13 protein-coding genes are annotated in these 18,926 nt (G+C 36.3%); 1 reads left to right on the top strand and 12 read right to left on the bottom strand.

Annotated features, from left to right (window positions below; all coding sequences use genetic code 11):
* Window positions 1-430 precede the first annotated feature (430 nt).
* The 10 genes from H8Z77_RS00065 to H8Z77_RS00020 form a co-directional block, all read right to left on the bottom strand.
* Window positions 431-1,630 (bottom strand): S41 family peptidase, encoded by a 1,200-nt coding sequence (locus H8Z77_RS00065; protein ID WP_186995781.1) that lies wholly within the window; start codon window positions 1,628-1,630, stop codon window positions 431-433.
* A gap of 72 nt (window positions 1,631-1,702) precedes the next feature.
* A complete protein-coding gene (locus tag H8Z77_RS00060; RefSeq protein WP_186995780.1) occupies window positions 1,703-2,974 on the bottom strand; it encodes a murein hydrolase activator EnvC family protein in 1,272 nt (423 codons plus the stop codon).
* Between the two features lie 109 nt (window positions 2,975-3,083).
* Entirely contained in the window at window positions 3,084-4,403 is a 1,320-nt protein-coding gene (locus H8Z77_RS00055) for a murein hydrolase activator EnvC family protein (RefSeq protein ID WP_069988057.1), read from the bottom strand.
* Window positions 4,404-4,424: 21 nt separating this feature from the next.
* A complete protein-coding gene (gene ftsX, locus H8Z77_RS00050) occupies window positions 4,425-5,327 on the bottom strand; it encodes a permease-like cell division protein FtsX (RefSeq protein WP_069988056.1) in 903 nt (300 codons plus the stop codon).
* Window positions 5,324-6,004, bottom strand: a complete 681-nt coding sequence (gene ftsE, locus H8Z77_RS00045; RefSeq protein ID WP_069988055.1) for a cell division ATP-binding protein FtsE — start codon at window positions 6,002-6,004, stop codon at window positions 5,324-5,326. The genes ftsX and ftsE overlap by 4 nt, the downstream gene beginning before the upstream one ends.
* A gap of 164 nt (window positions 6,005-6,168) precedes the next feature.
* On the bottom strand, window positions 6,169-7,254 hold the full coding sequence (locus tag H8Z77_RS00040; RefSeq protein WP_069988054.1) for a PucR family transcriptional regulator: 1,086 nt from the start codon (window positions 7,252-7,254) through the stop codon (window positions 6,169-6,171).
* A gap of 611 nt (window positions 7,255-7,865) precedes the next feature.
* Window positions 7,866-8,585, bottom strand: coding sequence for a pseudouridine synthase (locus tag H8Z77_RS00035; RefSeq protein ID WP_186997069.1), 720 nt, complete (start codon window positions 8,583-8,585; stop codon window positions 7,866-7,868).
* A 56-nt stretch (window positions 8,586-8,641) separates the two neighbouring features.
* Window positions 8,642-9,106: a DUF4830 domain-containing protein gene (locus H8Z77_RS00030; protein WP_186995779.1), complete on the bottom strand. Its 465-nt coding sequence runs from the start codon at window positions 9,104-9,106 to the stop codon at window positions 8,642-8,644.
* Between the two features lie 182 nt (window positions 9,107-9,288).
* Complete coding sequence (locus tag H8Z77_RS00025; RefSeq protein ID WP_069988051.1) at window positions 9,289-11,325, bottom strand: elongation factor G; 2,037 nt, start codon at window positions 11,323-11,325, stop codon at window positions 9,289-9,291.
* A gap of 442 nt (window positions 11,326-11,767) precedes the next feature.
* Window positions 11,768-12,661 carry a LysR family transcriptional regulator gene (locus H8Z77_RS00020; protein ID WP_069988049.1) on the bottom strand — a complete coding sequence of 298 codons (894 nt, stop codon included), beginning with the start codon at window positions 12,659-12,661 and terminating at the stop codon, window positions 11,768-11,770.
* 149 nt (window positions 12,662-12,810) lie between these two features.
* Here H8Z77_RS00020 and H8Z77_RS00015 point away from each other — a divergent pair, with 149 nt between their 5' ends.
* The gene (locus H8Z77_RS00015) at window positions 12,811-13,818 is read left to right on the top strand and encodes a YeiH family protein (RefSeq protein ID WP_186995778.1); all 1,008 of its coding nucleotides are present in this window, start codon (window positions 12,811-12,813) and stop codon (window positions 13,816-13,818) included.
* A 409-nt stretch (window positions 13,819-14,227) separates the two neighbouring features.
* Here the strand turns inward: H8Z77_RS00015 and H8Z77_RS00010 are convergent, their stop codons facing one another.
* Both H8Z77_RS00010 and H8Z77_RS00005 read right to left on the bottom strand, forming a co-directional pair.
* A complete protein-coding gene (locus H8Z77_RS00010; RefSeq protein ID WP_069988044.1) occupies window positions 14,228-15,556 on the bottom strand; it encodes an LCP family protein in 1,329 nt (442 codons plus the stop codon).
* A gap of 406 nt (window positions 15,557-15,962) precedes the next feature.
* The coding region (locus H8Z77_RS00005) for a CotH kinase family protein (RefSeq protein WP_186995777.1) at window positions 15,963-18,926 on the bottom strand (2,964 nt) is incomplete at its 5' end.

Genomic DNA, 18,926 nt, shown 5'->3' with positions numbered 1-18,926 from the left:
TATTGAAAACAAATTGCAGAGCATGCCTTTTCCTTATTTCCGTATCATTCATTTTTTCCTTACTAATAATGAAAATTTTTCTACCACACTATCATAAATCCCTCTCTATTAAACTGTCAAGTTTAAAGTGAAAATAGTTTCTTATTCGTAACGTAGAATAGTGCAAAAGTCTTTCTTCCCTAAAAGTAACATATGATACGATAAATTTTGCAAAATTACAAGTAAATCTATATCCTAATCATCTTAGGCCTTTTTTTATAAAAATAAATAACGTATTATTGTGTTATTTTTATATCAAAAATTTAATCTCCTCTACTTTCTATTGATTAACCTTATATAAAATAAAAGATTGTTTCATTTGAAACCGATACAAAAAATAAGTGGCACAAAATTTTGTACCACTTATTTTTATGATTGTTATTTTAATTTACTACTTAGTTTCTGTCTCTAATACTTCAATTGCTTTTTGAAGTTGAGTATCACTCTCGTCTGTCAGGCTACCAGAAGCATAAAGTTTTTGACTCTCTTCGGACAATTTTACTTCAAAATCTGGAGTGATTCCCACGCCATTAAAGTTTTCCGTTTTAGCTGGGTCAAAATAGCAAGAAGTAATATTAACAGCACTCCCATCCTGTAATGTATATAAGGTTTGGCAAACCCCTTTACCATATGTAGTTGTTCCCACCAATTTTGCTTTATCATAGTCTTTTAAATCTGCAATAAACAACTCAGAAGCACTGGCTGTTTCATTGTTTGCAATCATTACCATTGGGAGGTCAATACTAGTGGCATCAGAATACCCTAATTCCTCTGTACTTCCATCTTTATAACGGTAGTTTCCTAAAGTTCCTTCTGGCAAAATCTGATCCAAAATTTTGGTTACACTATCAATTGTACCACCTGTGTTATCCCGTAGGTCAAAAATCACTCCTTGGGCTCCTTGTGCCTGTAAATCTTCTATCGCTGTTTTAAATTGATCCACTGTGTTCCCCTTAAAGGAAGATATTTTAATATATCCTTTATCGTCAATCATGCGATAAGAAACAGTAGGAATAGACATTTTCTGTCGGGTTAATTCCAATTCATTATCCTGTCCATTATGACGCACAGTCAATTTTACAACAGTACCTGCTTCCCCTTGTAGCTGTTTCATTGCTACACTATAACCGGAAGTTTTTACATCGTTCCCCTCAATTGCAACAATCAAATCGCCGGATTCTATTCCAGCTGCACTAGCAGGAGAACCCTCATAAATCGTCAATACTTTAATATATCCGCTTTCATCTTGGCTACCGGTAATGCCAATGCCGGTAACATAACCTTGTTGATCCTGCTGTAATGTTTTCAGGTCTTCTGCAGAATAATAAGTAGCATAATCATCCCCCGTGCCTGCTACATAGCCACGGGCAATATAGTTTTGCAAGGTTGTTTCATCTAAGTCCCCAATATAATGGGTACGTACTGTTTTATCAATTTCATCTAATTTCTGGTAAATTGCATCCCTTTGAGATACATTTGACATTAACCCATCAAATACATTGCTGGACGCAATCCAAGTAATGATAAAGGTAATTGCAGCAACAATGGCTGAGAACGCAATTGCCCCACCTAATGAAATTTTTTTATTCATACCTTAAACACCTTTCCGATTTCGGGTTTGCAGATTAATGAGAACAGTTCAATCTGATTTTTTATGATAAACTCAAGAAGGAGAAACAAAATTAAGCGGATTTAATTTCCTTGCAGTCTTAGGCTCTTTTGTTCTATCCCGTACTTCAAAATGCAAATGGTTTCCATAAGCCTGACCTGAATGTCCTACTTTAGCAATTACCTGACCTTGTTCTACTCTTTGGCCTTCATATGCTAAAAGTGCAGAGGCATGTGCATATAAAGTATAATAGCCGTCGTCATGTTGAATAACAACAACACTACCATATCCACCATATCCTGATCCTTGTTTATTGAACTCTTCATCTAAACTTACTACAACGGTACCACTTTTAGCAGCGCAAATATTGGTACCAAGTGGAGCTGGAATATCTATACCCCAATGATTTACCACTTTCCCGTTCAATACACGAGAACCATATCCATCTCCCATAGCTCTGCCAGGAACTGGCCACATATAACCACTGCCACTGATTGTTCCAGTTTCTATTTGGTTGGTTCCATTGGGTTGACCAGCATTTTCATATTGTTCTTCTATTTCTTGGATTTCTTGTTGAATATCCCCTTGGTATTGAATGCTTTGCTGTTTTTTTGCGTTTAAATCAGCCTGAGCCGCTTCTTTGCTCGCACGGACAGAAGATGCTTCATCATATTGGATACGTACTTCATCCAACTGAGCTTCTAAATCAGATTTTTGTGTTTCCAATTCTGATAATTTTGTTTCTACTTCTTTTTTATTCTGATTAATCTCCTCTACTTGTTGAGTTAAAGTTTCAATTAAATCCTGGTCATGTTTGGCAATACGTTTGATATATTCCATACTTGCCATAAATTCACCAAAATCATCGGCAGTCAACAGTAAATCCAAAGTAGTAGTTTGTCCTGCTTTATAGTCCGCAACCATTCTTTCTTTTAATTGATCGATTGTTTTCTGTTTTTCCTGTTCCTTCTGCTCAATCTCAGCATTTTTTTCATCAACTTCTCTCTGAGTATCCAATAGCTGAGAATTTAATTGACTAATTTGAGCTTCTTTTGCTGAAATTTCTGAGTTCAAATTGTCTTCTTGGGATTGATAGATATCAATCTCTTGCTGCATGACAACAATTTGCTCATCCAAAGCAGCCTGGTATTCAGCAGACTCTTTATTTTTTCCCTGCAAATTATCTAACTTTTCTGCTAACTGCTGTTTTTTGTTTTGAACCTGATCCAAAGAACTTGTTGCAGAAACAGTAATCGGTAAAACACCAACTGACATAGTAGCTGCTAAAACAATCGCAAGCAGCTTTGTCAAATGACGTTTTTTCATATTGTAATTCCTCCTTGATCATTGCCTTTTATTCTATATCTTTTGACCTTCCATTTTGATGGTAGAACAATGACTGCCAAGCGCAAAACAGAATGGCAGCCATATTTTATTAGGATGGGGATACAAAATTTAACGGATTTAATTTGTTTGCATTCCGATCGCGGACTTCAAAGTGTAAGTGGTTTCCTGTAGAATCCCCTGTAGATCCAACTTTTGCAATAACCTGTCCTTGTTCTACTCTCTGTCCTACTGATACTAAACGGGAAGAAGCGTGCGCATATAAGGTGAGATATCCATCATCATGCTGAATGACAACTACATTTCCATAGCCGCCAAATCCGCTTCCAGAATAACCCATCATAGAAACAATAACTGTCCCAGATTTTGCCGCCCGGATATCAGTTCCATATGGTGCTGGGATATCAATGCCCCAATGATATCCAGAACCATAATCACGCGGACCATAACCGTCTCCCATTGCTCTACCTGGAATTGGCCACATATAACCACTAGAACTTACAGAACCACTGTTGTTGCTTCCAGTATTCCCTGTATTTCCATTTGTATCCGTATTCCCACTACTATTGTTGGAATTATTGGCATTATTATTTTTTTCTGCTTCTTTTTGGGCCTCTAAGATTGCTTGTGTCGCATCTTCCAGCTCCTCACGTGTCTCTTGGATTTGCTGCTGCACTTCATTGCTATGCTTTATACTTTTCTGTTTATCGGAATTTAACTCATCCTGTTTAGCCTGTTTGTTCGCACGGATAGCAGTAATTTCGTCTCGTTCATTTTGTGCTTCCGTCAACTTTGTTTCCATATCGGATTTTTGGGTTTGTAAGCTAGAAAGTTTTGTTTCCCTTTCCTGCTTGCTCCCCTGAATTTCATTTACTTGTTGTTCCAATGTATCGGTTAATTCTTTATCATGTTTAGCAATCCGTTGTATGTACTCCATACCTGCCATAAATTCACCAAAATCACTGGCACTTAACAGCAAATCTAAGGAAGAAGTTTGTCCTGTTTTATAATCAGCAATCATTCTCTCCTTTAGCTGATCAATCGTTTTCTGCTTCTCCTGTTCTTTCTGTTCAATCTCAGCATTTAATTGATCAATTTCCGTTTGGGTTTGTAAAACCTGATCGTTGATTTTACCAATTTCAACTTCTTTTGCTGTAATATCTGCATTTTTGGCGTCTTCTTTTGCCTGAGCATCATCAATTTCTTGTTGAAGCAAGGATATTTTTTGATCTAAAGCGGCTTGGTATTCGCTGGTATTTACTTGGTCATCCCCCAAATACGCCAGCTTCCGATTTAAATCATCAATTGTGCTTTGATCCGTTTTTGCAAAAACAGAAGTTGGTAATATACACGCTGACATTGTAACTGCCAGTGCTAGAGAAATAAATTTTGTTAAACGGTGTTTTTTCATGTCACTTCTCCTCTCAAACAACTATACTTTTAAGTGGGTACGCAAACTAATAACACTGCCCAATGCGCCTGTTGCACAACCTGCAAGGAAAAACGCAATGGCAATTTTCCAACCAATATTACCAAATGGAATAATGCTATCATACATAGATTGTAAAAATGCTGATGAGTTATCCTTTATAATATGGATAATTGCTTCATAACCGCCCCAAATTAGCAGGAATGCAACAATAGCGGAAACAATCCCTAAACAGATCCCTTCAAATAAAAATGGAACCCGAATAAAGTTGTTGGTTGCACCCACCTGCTTCATAATGCCAATCTCTTTTCTTCTGGCAAAAACAGTGGCACGGATGGTATTTGAAATAATCACCAGCGATACAACTACCAGAGCAGCAACGATCACTACTCCAAACCAGGTAACTGTTTGTTTTAAATCGGTAATTGTTTTGGCAACATTAGTAGGAATTTTATAGCTGTCATATGCAGGAGATTGTTCTGCCAGTTTCGTAATATCCTCCATATGAGTTAAATCAGAAACCGAAACCCTTAAAGAGGCTGGCAAAAAATTATCATTTACAATGCTGTCATATAACTCTTTATTGTTCAAGCGGTCCGCGTAATCCCGAAGCGCCTGTTCTTTTGATATATATGTAGTACTTTCCACAAACTCAAGGCTATCCAACTCATTTGTTAGCTGATCGACATCTTCTTGAGTAGCATCATCTTTTAAAAAGATTTCGATGGTACTTTGTTCTTCCACAAATCCAATCATACTGTCCATATTTGCTGTAAGTAGTACAGCTAGTCCAACCAGCATTAAACAAGCGGTTAGCACACCAATGGAAGCGAAAGACATCAAACGGTTAATCCATACATTTCGGATGCCTTCTTTGGCTAAATATTTAATACTGCTTCCTCTCATTCGTTACCTCCTATGAATTCATCGAAGGCAATCTGACCATCTTCAATGCTTACTACCCGACCGCCAAAATGACGCACTAATTCATGTTCGTGGGTTACCATCATAATGGTAGTGCCACAATATTTATTAATATCCATTAACAATTCTACAATTTGCAAAGAAAGCCCTGGGTCAACATTACCAGTGGGCTCGTCCGCTATAATAAACGGAGGATCGCTTGCCAAAGCACGAGCAATTGCTACCCTTTGTTGTTCCCCACCAGATAATTCATTTGGGTAAGATTTCATTTTATCTGCCAAATCCACTAGGTTCAGCACATAAGGTACCCTTTTACGGATGTAACGGTTCGAGTGGTTGGTAACACGCAGCACAAACGCTACATTGTCAAACACTGTCATATTAGGAATCAACCGGAAATCCTGGAATACCATCCCCAGCGAACGGCGAAAATATGGCACTTGTTTTTTTGTTAATGCACTTAAATCATAACCATTTACAACTACTTTTCCCGATGTTGCTACATTTTCCCTTGTCAGCAACTTTAGTAAGGAACTTTTTCCTGCTCCGGAATGACCAACTACAAACACAAATTCACCTTTATCTATGTTTAAGTTGATGCCATTTAAAGCAGGATTTCCATTTGAATATTCAAAATAGACATCTTGCAATTCTATCATGAAAAATACTCCTTCTCTCACAATACAAATCAATTGACAGGATGTCTCTTTCCCTTATAAAATGGAACAAAGCAAAATCCACCATTCTAAAAAATGGCGCAATTCTGCTTTGCTGGTAGTATCACATCAAAACAGGAAAACAAACGCTATCCTGCTCATTTGTTTTACAGTTTAGCTGGGTTAGAAATCAAGTATTTCTTTACCATCAGAGCAATTTTAAAGACAATTGCATGATCAAATTCCCGAAGGTCAAGACCTGTCAATTTTTTAATTTTTTCAAGGCGATATACTAATGTGTTACGGTGTACAAATAATTTACGGGATGTTTCAGATACATTCAGGTTATTTTCAAAGAATTTTTGGATCGTAAACAAAGTTTCTTGATCCAAAGATTCAATCGAACCGCGTTTAAATACCTCTCTTAAAAAGGTTTCACACAAAGTTGTTGGCAATTGGTAAATTAAACGCGCAATACCCAAATTATCATAGCTTACAATTACTTTGTCGGTATCAAAAACTTTTCCAACTTCCAAAGCAACCTGAGCTTCTTTAAAAGAACGGGCCAAATCTTTTACCCCAACAACAGCAGTACCAATCCCTACTGTGGCACGGGTATAAAATTCGCCACTTAACGTATCAACAATAGAACGGGCCAATTTTTCCAGGTCTTTTGAGTCAATGCCGCTACGGATTTCTTTAATTAATACAATATCATTTTCGCTGATATTAAATACAAAATCTTTTTGCTTATCCGGGAACAGGTTTTGAATGACATCGTACGCAGACACATCATTCGAAGATAAAATACGGATTAATAATGCAACACGGCTAACATCTGTATTAAAGTGAAGTTCACGTGCTTTAATATAAATATCCCCTGGTAAAATATTATCCAGTACTACATTTTTAATAAAATTATTGCGGTCATACTTTTCATCGTAGTATTGTTTGATACTGGAAAGGGTAATCGCCAAAATTTGTGTGTATTTAGAGGCTGTTTCATCTACCCCTTCTACAAACACAGCATACTCTGGCTTCATTGCGGAACCAAATGGTTTGTAAGTAAATCCATCACGTACAAATACCTCATGAGAATCCGCAAGGTCTAATGAGATAAACTCATTGTATGTTCCAATTTTAGACAACTCACTACAAGCAATAATGGTAGCAGAATCATCTACTACACCAATCACCCGGTCAATTGTATCTCTCATTTGATGAACTACACCCTGGAAAAGCCGATTTGACATAAGTATTCTCCTTTGTTTTAAAATGATCTCTGTTGGATGGTAAAAATAGTTTTGCCCAAACGACAGCTACAATTTTATTACAATTGGTATAGCATCAAACTATTACAAATTGTAACATATTCTGCAGCTTCTATTGTTAAGAAAATATGAAATGACATGAGGAAAAAAATAGAATTTTTATGTTGCGCTAAAATTTGTCAGTTATTGTGTTTTATCTGATACTAGCATCTTATCATACAAAACAGCAAAAACAAGCTATTTTTTTCGTATTATTTGAATGTTTTTTTCTACTCATCTTGTCAATATCATCAAATTTTTATTAACAAATCTGTGTAACAGTCACATAATACCACGTTTTCGACGATTTGTCAACTATTTGATGTGTCTTTTGTCTATCAAATTTATATTTTAAGCAGTTTTTTTGGTATAAACGCTATAGATACCAAAAAAACAAGAGATTATCACCTATTTTTTTGGTAACTCATTTATCTAATTTCGCCAAAAAAAATGCACCTTTTTCTTATTTTCAGAAAACAAGAAAAAGGTACACGCTTCGTAATTTGAATTGTATTTGGATATCTTTTATTTTAAAAAATATTTACAATTTTATTTTAATATCTGTTACAATTTGTAATTCTTTCAAGTTCTTCCACAGATATTTCTCGACATTGCCCTTCTGGTAAATTTGGATCTAACGCTAAACCTCCAATCTTTATTCTTTTCAGTTCCAAAACTTTTTTTCCAACAGCGCCAAACATCCGTTTAATTTGATGGTAACGCCCTTCTTGGATGATTACTTCTAATGTTGGCGTCTCTCCTGGAAAAATCACTGTGAACTTTGCCTTCATACATTGTGTACCATCTTTTAATACTATTCCATTTTCCAGCTGTTTGATTTCTAATTCTGCAATTGGTTGGTCAATTACCGCATGATAGGTTTTTGGCACGTGGTGGCGAGGAGACAATATATTATGGGCAAACTCTCCATCTTCCGTTAATAATACAAATCCTGTTGTATCTTTATCCAAACGTCCTGCCGGAAACATGCCCTGCCGGAAAAGTTCTTTTGGCACGAGATCCAATACTGTAGTATGGCGTGTATCATCCGTTGCGCTGACAACACCTTTAGGTTTATTTAGCATTAAATAAATATGTTCTTGATAGTTCTGCAATGCTCCATCTATTTCAATCCGGTCTACTTGTGGGTCAATCTTAATATCCCCTTTTAACACTGGTATCCCATTTACAGAAACTCGTCCTGCTTTCAAAAAAGATTTGGATTCTTTTCTGCTGGCAATCCCTTGGTTCGATAAAAACTTATCAATTCGCATTTTCAAAATGAAATCCCCTCCTATAGGTCTATTGTAGCCTATAGGAGGGGAATCCGTCAACTATCCCCTTTTTTCAATAAAGGCTGTGTGAAGCCACCTTCTCTTGTAGAAGATAAATCGCCACCTATAATAATACCATCGCAAACCAACAAGGTTGCTTGCACCGTCGAATCTGCTTCATAATTGGTTACTTGATAGCAAAACTGCTGGCAGGTTTTCCCCTTATATGGAGCAAGGTCAAATCCCTGCTGTTTTTGTACAGCATTGTATAATTCAAACACTTGATCAAATTCATTTGGAATAATAACCTCTTTGGTCGAAATTGGTTCTTGCTGTACTTCCCATCCCAACGAATTGAGATATGCTACCCTCTCTTCATTTGTCCCCCCTGGTACGGAGGCAGAAACTGGCTCTACATTCCGTCCTAACGCGATAATCACTGCTAAAATAGCAATTATTACAATGACGCAGCAAACCGCTAGCACTTTCTTTTTGGATGTCCGAACGGAAACTACAAACATCATTTCACCCCCGTATGAAATTATTTTCTTTACTACCATACATATGAAATAATCGTTCTATTTTATGCACAGATGGAATAAAAAGAAAAATTTTTCTTGATGTAATCAAGTAAAAAGGGCAGCAAAATATGCTGCCCTTTTTACTGAAAGAAAGTGAAATGAGATTAACTAGTTATCAAATATTAAGCTTCCTCCATTACAGCTTTCGCCTTGCTAATTACCTCAACATGGAGCTGTTCTGGAAGCTGTTCATAACGCGCAAATTCCATACTAAAAGAACCCGCTCCCTGGGTCATCTGGCGAAGCAGCATTGCAAAATCCTGCATTTCAGCCTCTGGAACTTCGGCTTCAATCATTGTCATATTATCTTCTTCTGGATTCATTCCCAATACGCGGCCACGACGTTTATTTAATTCACCCATCATATCGCCTGTATTAGCATCTGGAACCAAAACTTTTAATGTATCAATTGGTTCTAACAACACTGGGGAAGCTTGTGGAATTCCTTCACGATAAGCAATAGATGCCGCCATTTTAAACGCCATTTCGGAGGAATCCACTGGATGATAAGAACCATCTACTAAACGTGCTTTTAAACCAACCATTGGATAGCCTGCCAGAATACCCTTTTGGGCACTTTCCCGCAACCCTTTTTCAACTGCTGGGAAAAATCCTTTTGGAACAGCACCACCAAAAATTTTCTCTTCAAATACTAGGTCTTCACTGACACATGGTTCAAATTCAATCCATACATGGCCAAATTGTCCATGCCCACCTGTTTGTTTTTTGTGTTTTCCTTCTACTTTTACTTTTTTACGGATTGTTTCACGATAAGGTACACGCACTTCACCTAAGGTAACATCTACACCAAATTTGGATTTTAGTTTTGCCAAAGCAACATCCAAATGTTGTTCTCCTAAACCACTAATGATCTGTTGTTTTGTCTCTGTATTTACATTAAATCCTAAGGTTGGATCTTCCTGCAATAATTTTGTTACCGCACCCGAGACTTTGCTTTCATCTCCTTTTGCTGAGGTAATCATAGCACGGCTATAGCATGGTGCAGGGTATGTAATCGGTTCTACTATAACGTCGGTGCCATCACATAAAGTATCCCCTGTATTAACAGTCAACTTTGTAGCCGCACCAATATCCCCGGCTGTTAATTCTTTGGTATCTTCCTGTTTTTTCCCACAGAGGAACATCAATTTACCAATGCGTTCCAATTCTCCAGTAGTCCTGTTTTTTGGTGTAACATCCGCGGATAATTTACCGGATAACACTTTAAAGAAAGATAATTTTCCAAAGAATGGATCCGCAATCGTCTTAAAGACATAGGCACACAATGGCCCATTTGGATCGCATGGGATAATAGAATCTACTTCAGAAGCACTTGGCAACAATTTCGTCATACCTTCCATCAAAACGGTAATCCCTTCCAAAGTAGTAGCGGATCCTGCAAATACTGGAATAATACCACCAGATTTAATTCCATTGTGGATTCCTTCCGAAATCTCTTCCATTGTAAACTGTTCCCCAGAAAAGAACTTTTCAAATAATGCTTCATCTGTTTCGGCTACTGCTTCACTAATCGCTGCCAATAACCCTTCCAATCTATGTGCCATATCTGGCATCTCTACTTCTTTACGGCTTCCGCTCCCATCATAAGAATATGCTTTTAGATGGATTAAGTCCACATAACAATCTACTTTATCATCTTTATAAACAGGAACCATCAATGGGCAGATTGCAGGTCCAAAATTTGCCTTTAAGTCCTCTAATACTTTATAAAAATCAGCGTGTTCTGTATCCAGTTTGCTGACAAATACCATAACAGGTTTATTTTGTTGTTTCGCAAGTTTATATGCTTTTTTTGTTCCTACGTTTACCCCTGATTTACCTGAAACGCAAATCAAAACACTATCCGCTGCGGAAATACCTTCATACATTCCAACAGCAAAATCGAATAATCCAGGGGTATCCAATAAATTTACTTTATACCCACTATATTCTAATGGGAGAACAGAGAGTGTTAATGAAGCTTTCCGTTTAATCTCCTCAGGGTCACAATCGCTAACAGTTGTTCCATCAGCAATTTTTCCTAAACGGTCGGTCGCACCAGAACGAAATAGCAAAGCCTCTGCTAAAGAAGTTTTACCACAGCCGCCGTGCCCAACGATAGCAATGTTTTTAATTTTATCCGGTGAATAGCTTTTCATTTGTTTTCTCTCCATTCTGTGTAAAATTTTTTAATAAGATTTAGTATAATATATGTTGCTGACATGATGTCAATCCCAGAAAATATTATCTCTATCTCCTGTTCTCAGTATGATTTTACTATAGCCAATCTTTAATTGGTTAATTATTATAGTATCATCTATCTGTTACTTAAAAATTATATCATTTTTAACGATTATTTTCAAGATTTTTCTGATATATCAAGCGTAAAAAATTCCAATCTATCTTTGTATCTATTCACGATAAAATCGATTTGTTTTGTGAGATTCTTATATTTTTCGAGAAAATTTTGATGATTTTAACAAACACAAAATAAAAATCTGTTCCAACAGCTATAACAACTTGCCAAAGCGAGTTTTGTATTTTTTCATTTTATTAGCCAAACTATTTTCAGGGATACCATTATGAACCATTATGGTATTGTCATATTCCAGCGGAAAACTGTTTTAACTCTTGAAAAATCTCCTGGTAATGTTCTGTAAAAATACTGTTTTTTCGCCAGATAACGTTAAACTCATGAGAAAGTGGAAAATCAGGTAGATAAATCTGTTGCAACTGCCCTTGAAGTAATTCTTGCTGTACTGTAATTTGATACAAAAAAGTAATTCCTTGTCCTTCCATTACAAAATGTTTGATTGCCTGAATATTATTGGTTTGTAACAGTAAGCGAAAATCTTTAAAAGAAAAATTTTTACTCTCCAAATACCGTTCTAAAATTTCCCTTGTTCCAGAACCTTGTTCCCGTAAAATTAATTTTTCATTAAATAACTGTTCTAAACTTTGTTCTTTATCCGAAAAAGGATATTTTGGGCTGCATACCGCAATATAATTCTCTTTGGAAAACATCCGGGAATCATATTCCCTTTTATCAAAATATCCCTCTACTAAAGCAAAATCAATTTCTCCACGATCAATTTTCTCCAACAATTGTTGGGTGTTGGCAATTTGCAAATCAATTGATACGGTTGGATATTTTTGCAGATATCGGGATAACAGTTGGGGCATCATAAATTCCCCAATTGTTAATGTAGCACCCAAAACCATATGCCTTGCTTCTCCATGTTGCTGCCTCATATTTTTTCTTAAAAAAATCTCATCGTGTTTCATTGTAGTTGCTGCATTTAATAGTAATTTTCCAGAAGGGGTCAAAAATAATTTTTTCCCTTTATATTCAAATAATTTTGTCTGGTATTCTCGCTCTAAATAGTGGATATGTTGGGAAACAGCTGGTTGTGTAATATTTAATTCTTCCGATGCTTTTGTAAAGTTCATATACTTACATACTGCCAAAAAACTATCTATACGAAAATCTAACATATCAATCCCTCCTGTATTTTATCATAACATATTCTTATTGATTAATAAATAATTATATATTTATTTTATTAATAGATTATGGTATGATTATCCATGTAAAGAAACAGTGCGCAAAAATATAACTTTAAGTATAAAAAGGAGGATTTTTCATGGAATTTATCAAAAAAAGCTGGAAAGGATTTCTGCTTTGCTTATGTATTGCAATTCCAGCTTGGTTTTTAGGTCAATTACTTCCCGTGATTGGTGGACCTGTTTTTGCCATCCTAGCTGGTATGGTGATTACTTTATTCTGGAAAAATAAAGATAATGTACAGCCAGGTATTACTTTTACCTCGAAAAAGATTTTGCAATACGCAGTTATTTTGCTTGGTTTTGGCATGAATTTAACCGATATTTTAATGAAAGGGAAACAATCACTTCCAATTATTATATCCACCATCTCTACATCTTTAATTATTGCGTTTATTTTACATAAAGTAATGAGAGTTCCATCCAAAATTTCTACTTTGGTAGGGGTTGGGTCTTCTATTTGTGGAGGCTCTGCTATTGCAGCCACTGCACCTGTAATTGATGCAGATGACGAGGAAATTGCCCAATCTATCTCTGTTATCTTTTTATTTAATGTGATTGCTGCCTTAATCTTCCCTGCTTTAGGTAGTTTGTTGGGATTGAGCAATGAAGGATTCGGTTTATTTGCAGGTACAGCAATCAATGATACTTCTTCTGTTACAGCGGCAGCAGCAGCTTGGGATGGTATGCACGGAAGCAACACATTGGATGCAGCTACCATCGTAAAATTAACCCGTACTTTGGCTATCATCCCAATTACTCTGGTATTGGCGTTTGTACGCACAAAAAAAGAAAAAAGTTCTTCTGGTACTAAGGTAGACTTTAAAAAAATCTTTCCATTTTTTATCTTGTTCTTTGTACTGGCTTCTGTAATTACAACAGTATTTAATCTACCCGCTGTTGTAACTTCCCCAATCAAAGAATTAAGCAAGTTTTTAATTGTAATGGCAATGGCAGCAATCGGTTTAAATACCAACATTGCAAAGCTGGTAAAAACCGGTGGAAAACCAATCTTTATGGGATTGTGCTGCTGGATTGGCATCGCAGCAGTAAGCCTCGGTATGCAACATGTTTTGGGAATTTGGTAAACAATATAAGATTAATAAAATACCTCCTGTGATAAGATAAAATCACAGGAGGTATTTTTTCGACTAAACCCTTAGCAAAGGATTGGTATATATTTTAGTAATACTCCTCACAATAAACTAACTTTAAGAGAATAGGTTGGTAGCTCAAAATGCAGATATTCAAACTAATGTAGGGTTTACACCGATTTACACTACTAATCATTTTCAAAAAACAGATCCATTTATTTTTTGAAACATAAAAAAGTGATGCCATAAATTATTTGTGTTGGCAGAAAAAATAAGAACACAAAAATAGATAAAAACTTTGGTAAAATTTATGCCCAAATTTTTTTCGATTAGCACTCTATTATTTAACAAAAAATAGCTCTATTACTAAGAATAGAGCTATTCACGTATTTTACTAGTACAATTAAGCTGCATTTCCTTGCATAGTTTCTGCTGATGGCTGAGAAGAAGGTTCTTCTGGTTGGCTGGATTCAGGAACAGAAGGAGTTTCTGGTTCACTGGAAACTGGCGGTTCAGAAGAAACAGGCGGCTGGGAAGATTCTACTGGAGCAGAAGAAGTTGGAGCCTGTGTTGTGCTAGAAGAGTTATTGGAATAAGATGGCTTAGATGTGTTGCGGTCTGTGCTATAATTGCTGTCATCCTCAGAATCATCAGAACCACTATTTTTAGAATCATCATCAGAAACATCAATTCCACCTAAAAGGTCTGCAGTCATAACTGGAGGATATTGTTCCATATAAGATTCAGGGGAAATATCATCATAGATAAACGCTTTTAGCAAATCAGAAGCATACCCTAAATTGAATAAAACAGTGGATTTTGAATGGTAGTAATAATCAGCATTAATCACATATTCCTCTAATGGGAGGCGGGTTTGTACAAACTCTATATTTGGCTTTGTAAAAATACCAGCTAAATTTAAAATTTGATTGATATCTAAAGACGTTTCTACATAAGGAAGCAACTCTTTTGCAAACTTTGGATACTGGCTAACATCCATTGTCAATGCTTTTTGGAACAATTGTTCCATAACAGCACGCTGACGGTCAGTACGACCAAAATCACCATAAGTCCCATTTGGATTACTTACTTTACGAATTCTGGCATAGCCAACTGCCTGCATTCCATTTAATGTTTGCAGCCCTGCATGCTCAATAAAAGTTGGCTCAATCCCCAACACGAATGCCTGCTCATTAATACTGCCATTTGCATTGATTACTTCATCTTCTGAGACATCTATTTCAACGCCTCCTACAGCGTCTACTATTTTTGCCATCCCTTCAAAATTTACAGTTGCATAGTCACGAATATTCAAATTAAAATTCTGGTTCAATGTCTTAATTGCCAACACAGCACCGCCCATACCATAGGCTTCTGTAATTTTTGTAATGCCATGGTCTGGAACCTTTACCAAAGTATCCCGCATAATAGAAATTACCTTTATTTTGCTGTGCAGTTTATCAATACTAATAATCATCATCGCATCGGAATTGCCTGCATTTCCAGTATTTCGTCCATCTACACCAAATAAAGCAATATTTGTAATATCCTGACCATTATCTACAGGAATTTCCTCTGAAATACCCAGGTCCTCATCGCTATCTGTAATATCTACATGGTTATAGTCTTTTAAAAAATCTGCTACATAAATTCCACAAGAAGAAACAACGGATAATACAGTAGCTAAAATTACCACAAGAATTTTTTTTAATTTTGTGAGCTCTGAAAGCACAGCGTCATCAACCTTTCAAACATCTTTTCCTATTTTACATCTTACAAAAGAATACTCCTGCTTTTCTTCCTTTTAATTAAAAAAACAGGAATATTTTGTATCCATTCAATTTTATCTAAAAATCAACTTTTTTAAAAGATATGTGATTATTATATCATAAAATAGCGAAAAAATATCTAAATAATTCCTGAACGATTACAAATTAAATGATAAATATCATACTTATATTTTGCTATATTTTATGAACTAATACAAAAATAAAAAAATATTAACTTATTATTTCTATATATAAACATTTTTCTTTATTTTTGCAAAAACAATGTTTTTAATCCGGAAAAAATTTTACTAAATATACCAAAAGAATGCCTCTATCTAATTGATAAAGGCATTCTTTTTTATAGAACTATTATTTTTTCTTTTTTAAGACAATTGCTGTTCCCGCTGCAATTGCCAATGCTACAGCCCCAGCAATTGGAGTAGTGTCACCTGTTTTGGCTGCGTTTGCTTTTGTTGTGGTAGATTCTTGTCCTGTTTGTGTACCATCTGCTTTGTTGTCATCTGGTGTTTCGGTAGATGGTTTTTCTACTGCTACCAGACCTTTCATTGCTTCTTGTACACTTACTACTGCTGCGTCTACTTCTTCCTGAGTTGCATCTTCGTTCGCCATCACTGCGTTTGCTTCTGCTACTGCTGCTTCCAGTACTGCATAGCTTTCCGCTGTATATGCACTAGCATCTTTGTCGTTGGCTTCCGCAATTACTTTTTCCAGGATAGATTTATCCGCTTTGTATCTCAGGTTCAACATCGCATTCAACAGATTAGTTTCTGCTGTTTCGATTTCTGTTTGCATTGCATTGTCTTTATTCGCTAATAAATCTTGCGCTGCTTTCAATGCTTCTAAGAATTCTGCCTGACCTGCTTCTATATAGTCATTCATGTCATAGCCTTCTGCCAAGGATACCAGAGCTTCTAAGGAAGTAATATCTCCTTTGACAAAGCCTAGTTTATGAATTTCTGTCATTAATGCTTTCCATGCTGCATCTACTGCATCCTGAGTTGCTGCTGGATCAGCCGCAATTTCTTTTGCTGCATCCAATGCTGCGTTGAAGGATTCCTGTACATCTGCGATGACATTGTTAAAGTCATCAGATGCTTTTTGTTCTTCTGCGTATTTAATTACTTTGTTTAGGATATCTTTATTGGTTTCCACTGGTTCTACTGGTTTCTTTTCCAGTGCGTCATAAGCATTCTGCAGTGCTGTTACTGCTTCGTTAACTTGTTCCTGGGTTGCTTCTTCATTCGCAATCAGGTTTTTCGCTTTTTCCAGTTCTGCTACAAAGGTATCTTTTGCTTCTCCATCTACATACTGGTTCAAATCAGTATCTTTTACCTGGTTGTAGAGGGTTTCCAGTGCCGTTTTATCTACAGATGGAATCGGTTTTAAGTTATCTATTGCTTGCTGTAAATTCTCCTTTGCTAGATTGATAGAATCAACTGTAGCAGCAGGATCATTTAAAGCTACATTGGCCTGTGCTAAAGCTGATTGGAATTCTTCTTGTCCCTCAGGTAAACATTGACTTAAATCAATATTTTCCGCCTGTTTGATCAGATTGGATAATTCTTGTTTTGCCTGCCCTAATTCAGGATTCGTTGTTTCATTAAAACTAGGTAGACCGTTATCTCCCTGTTTCCAAACCGCCACTTCCTCAACTGCAATTCCTAAAGCTTGTGCTGCTTCAGCTTGTTTACTGTTCATCAGTATAGTAAAATCAGCCTGTTGCATTTCAGCAAGCGTTTTACCAGCTGCTTGGAAATCAGTTCCTTCTCCAGAATTGGATTCTCTTTGTACACCTTTCCCCTGTGTGATACCATTCTCCCCATCTGTTACCCAATAACAGTTGTGAATACTGGATTTTACACTGGAATGTTCACCGATAATACCACCAATATAACTTCCTGTTGTTCCAAAACCAGCAGTTACTTTCCCGGTATTATAACAGCTAATCATTTGGCTTTCCCCAGAAATATGCCCTCCAATACCACCGATTCCACGATTTGTGGCGGCATCCGCATTTGGAGCGGAAACTGTTCCAGCATTATAACAGTTAGCGATTACTTCTGTAGACTGATCCACTGCATGGCCAAATATACCACCTGTCATTTGATAATGATTATTTGCCAAATTAGTAACATTAGCGAAGTTGACACAATTATATAATTTACTGTTAGTCATTCTTCCCACAATTGCACCGACCTCTTGGGCTGTTACTGTAATATCCCCGTCAGCAATGGTTAAATTTTTTATAGTAGCGTCTTTTACTACACCAAAAAAGCCTGCCCCTTCACCGGTAGAATTTACTTGATTTGTTGTTATTTTTAATCCAGAAATAGTATGGTTTCCACCATTATAATTTCCTGTAAACGGATTCGAAGTATTTCCAATTGGAACCCATTCTTGATTCTTCAGATCAATATCCGCAGTTTGTAAGAAATATGCACTACTATTGGAATAATTTGACGCAAACAACTGTAAATCTTCCACTGTTTGAATTAAATAAGGACTTTCTGCAGTACCTTCCCCCTGCAGTTCCCGATCCAACTTCATGGTTTTGTCAATCCATTCGTATCGTTTTTGTAGATAATTTTTTATAAAATCTATTTCTCCTTGGAAGGTTGTTGCCGTATTAGGAGTATCCCATTGATGAGGTGTATTTAAAATATCCCAACGGATAAAGTTCATGTCGGCAGACTCTTTTATTTCATCTGCATACTGTTGAGATAAATCAGGTAATCTTTCCAGATATGGCCCAACCTCTTCATCATAAATTTGTTTGGACAGTTTACGATAATCTTCATGTTTGAATAAAGCATATTGGAAGCCGCGTCCACCATTTGGATTGCGCAGCCACCATCCTTCTGGTACACGCAAATTATTTTGCTGTTCAATTCCTGGTGAACCAGCATTTACACAAGCATTAGCAATGGCAATATCAAAGTCCCAAACAGGTCCTCCATACATAAGGCTAGTACCATCAGAGGGATCTTTATCCTTATACATGTAGGTGCTTCCCATACCATAATCGCCATTTTTAAATATTTCATTGATCCAATATAATTTATTAAAAGAAGCTAAATCCATATAGTCAGTATAGTGTTTTCCCTTGCTATTGATGCCATTGGAACTATAAATCGCTTCTTCCATTTCATTCACATAATTGGATATATATTCTTTTTGTTTTGCTGTTGCTTCTTCCGGACTTTTAATAGTTACATCCAAATTTGTATGATTGGCATGGAACCAAGAAGGTTCTCCCTGTGCTAAACGATCATATTCCAGTAAATAGCCACCTGTTACATCATGATCTGCTTC

Source organism: Clostridium facile (genome assembly GCF_014297275.1).
GTDB lineage: Bacteria > Bacillota > Clostridia > Oscillospirales > Ruminococcaceae > Massilioclostridium > Massilioclostridium facile.
The sequence above is the reverse complement of the archived record's forward strand: the minus strand, read 5'-3'. Positions and strand labels throughout refer to the sequence as shown.

Coding starts and splice junctions, on each gene's coding strand:
- H8Z77_RS00065 (WP_186995781.1), bottom strand. CDS start 1,630: ATGAATAAAAAAATTTCATTAGGTGGGGCAATTGCGTTCTCAGCCATT.
- H8Z77_RS00060 (WP_186995780.1), bottom strand. CDS start 2,974: ATGAAAAAACGTCATTTGACAAAGCTGCTTGCGATTGTTTTAGCAGCT.
- H8Z77_RS00055 (WP_069988057.1), bottom strand. CDS start 4,403: ATGAAAAAACACCGTTTAACAAAATTTATTTCTCTAGCACTGGCAGTT.
- ftsX (WP_069988056.1), bottom strand. CDS start 5,327: ATGAGAGGAAGCAGTATTAAATATTTAGCCAAAGAAGGCATCCGAAAT.
- ftsE (WP_069988055.1), bottom strand. CDS start 6,004: ATGATAGAATTGCAAGATGTCTATTTTGAATATTCAAATGGAAATCCT.
- H8Z77_RS00040 (WP_069988054.1), bottom strand. CDS start 7,254: ATGTCAAATCGGCTTTTCCAGGGTGTAGTTCATCAAATGAGAGATACA.
- H8Z77_RS00035 (WP_186997069.1), bottom strand. CDS start 8,585: ATGCGAATTGATAAGTTTTTATCGAACCAAGGGATTGCCAGCAGAAAA.
- H8Z77_RS00030 (WP_186995779.1), bottom strand. CDS start 9,106: ATGTTTGTAGTTTCCGTTCGGACATCCAAAAAGAAAGTGCTAGCGGTT.
- H8Z77_RS00025 (WP_069988051.1), bottom strand. CDS start 11,325: ATGAAAAGCTATTCACCGGATAAAATTAAAAACATTGCTATCGTTGGG.
- H8Z77_RS00020 (WP_069988049.1), bottom strand. CDS start 12,661: ATGTTAGATTTTCGTATAGATAGTTTTTTGGCAGTATGTAAGTATATG.
- H8Z77_RS00015 (WP_186995778.1), top strand. CDS start 12,811: ATGGAATTTATCAAAAAAAGCTGGAAAGGATTTCTGCTTTGCTTATGT.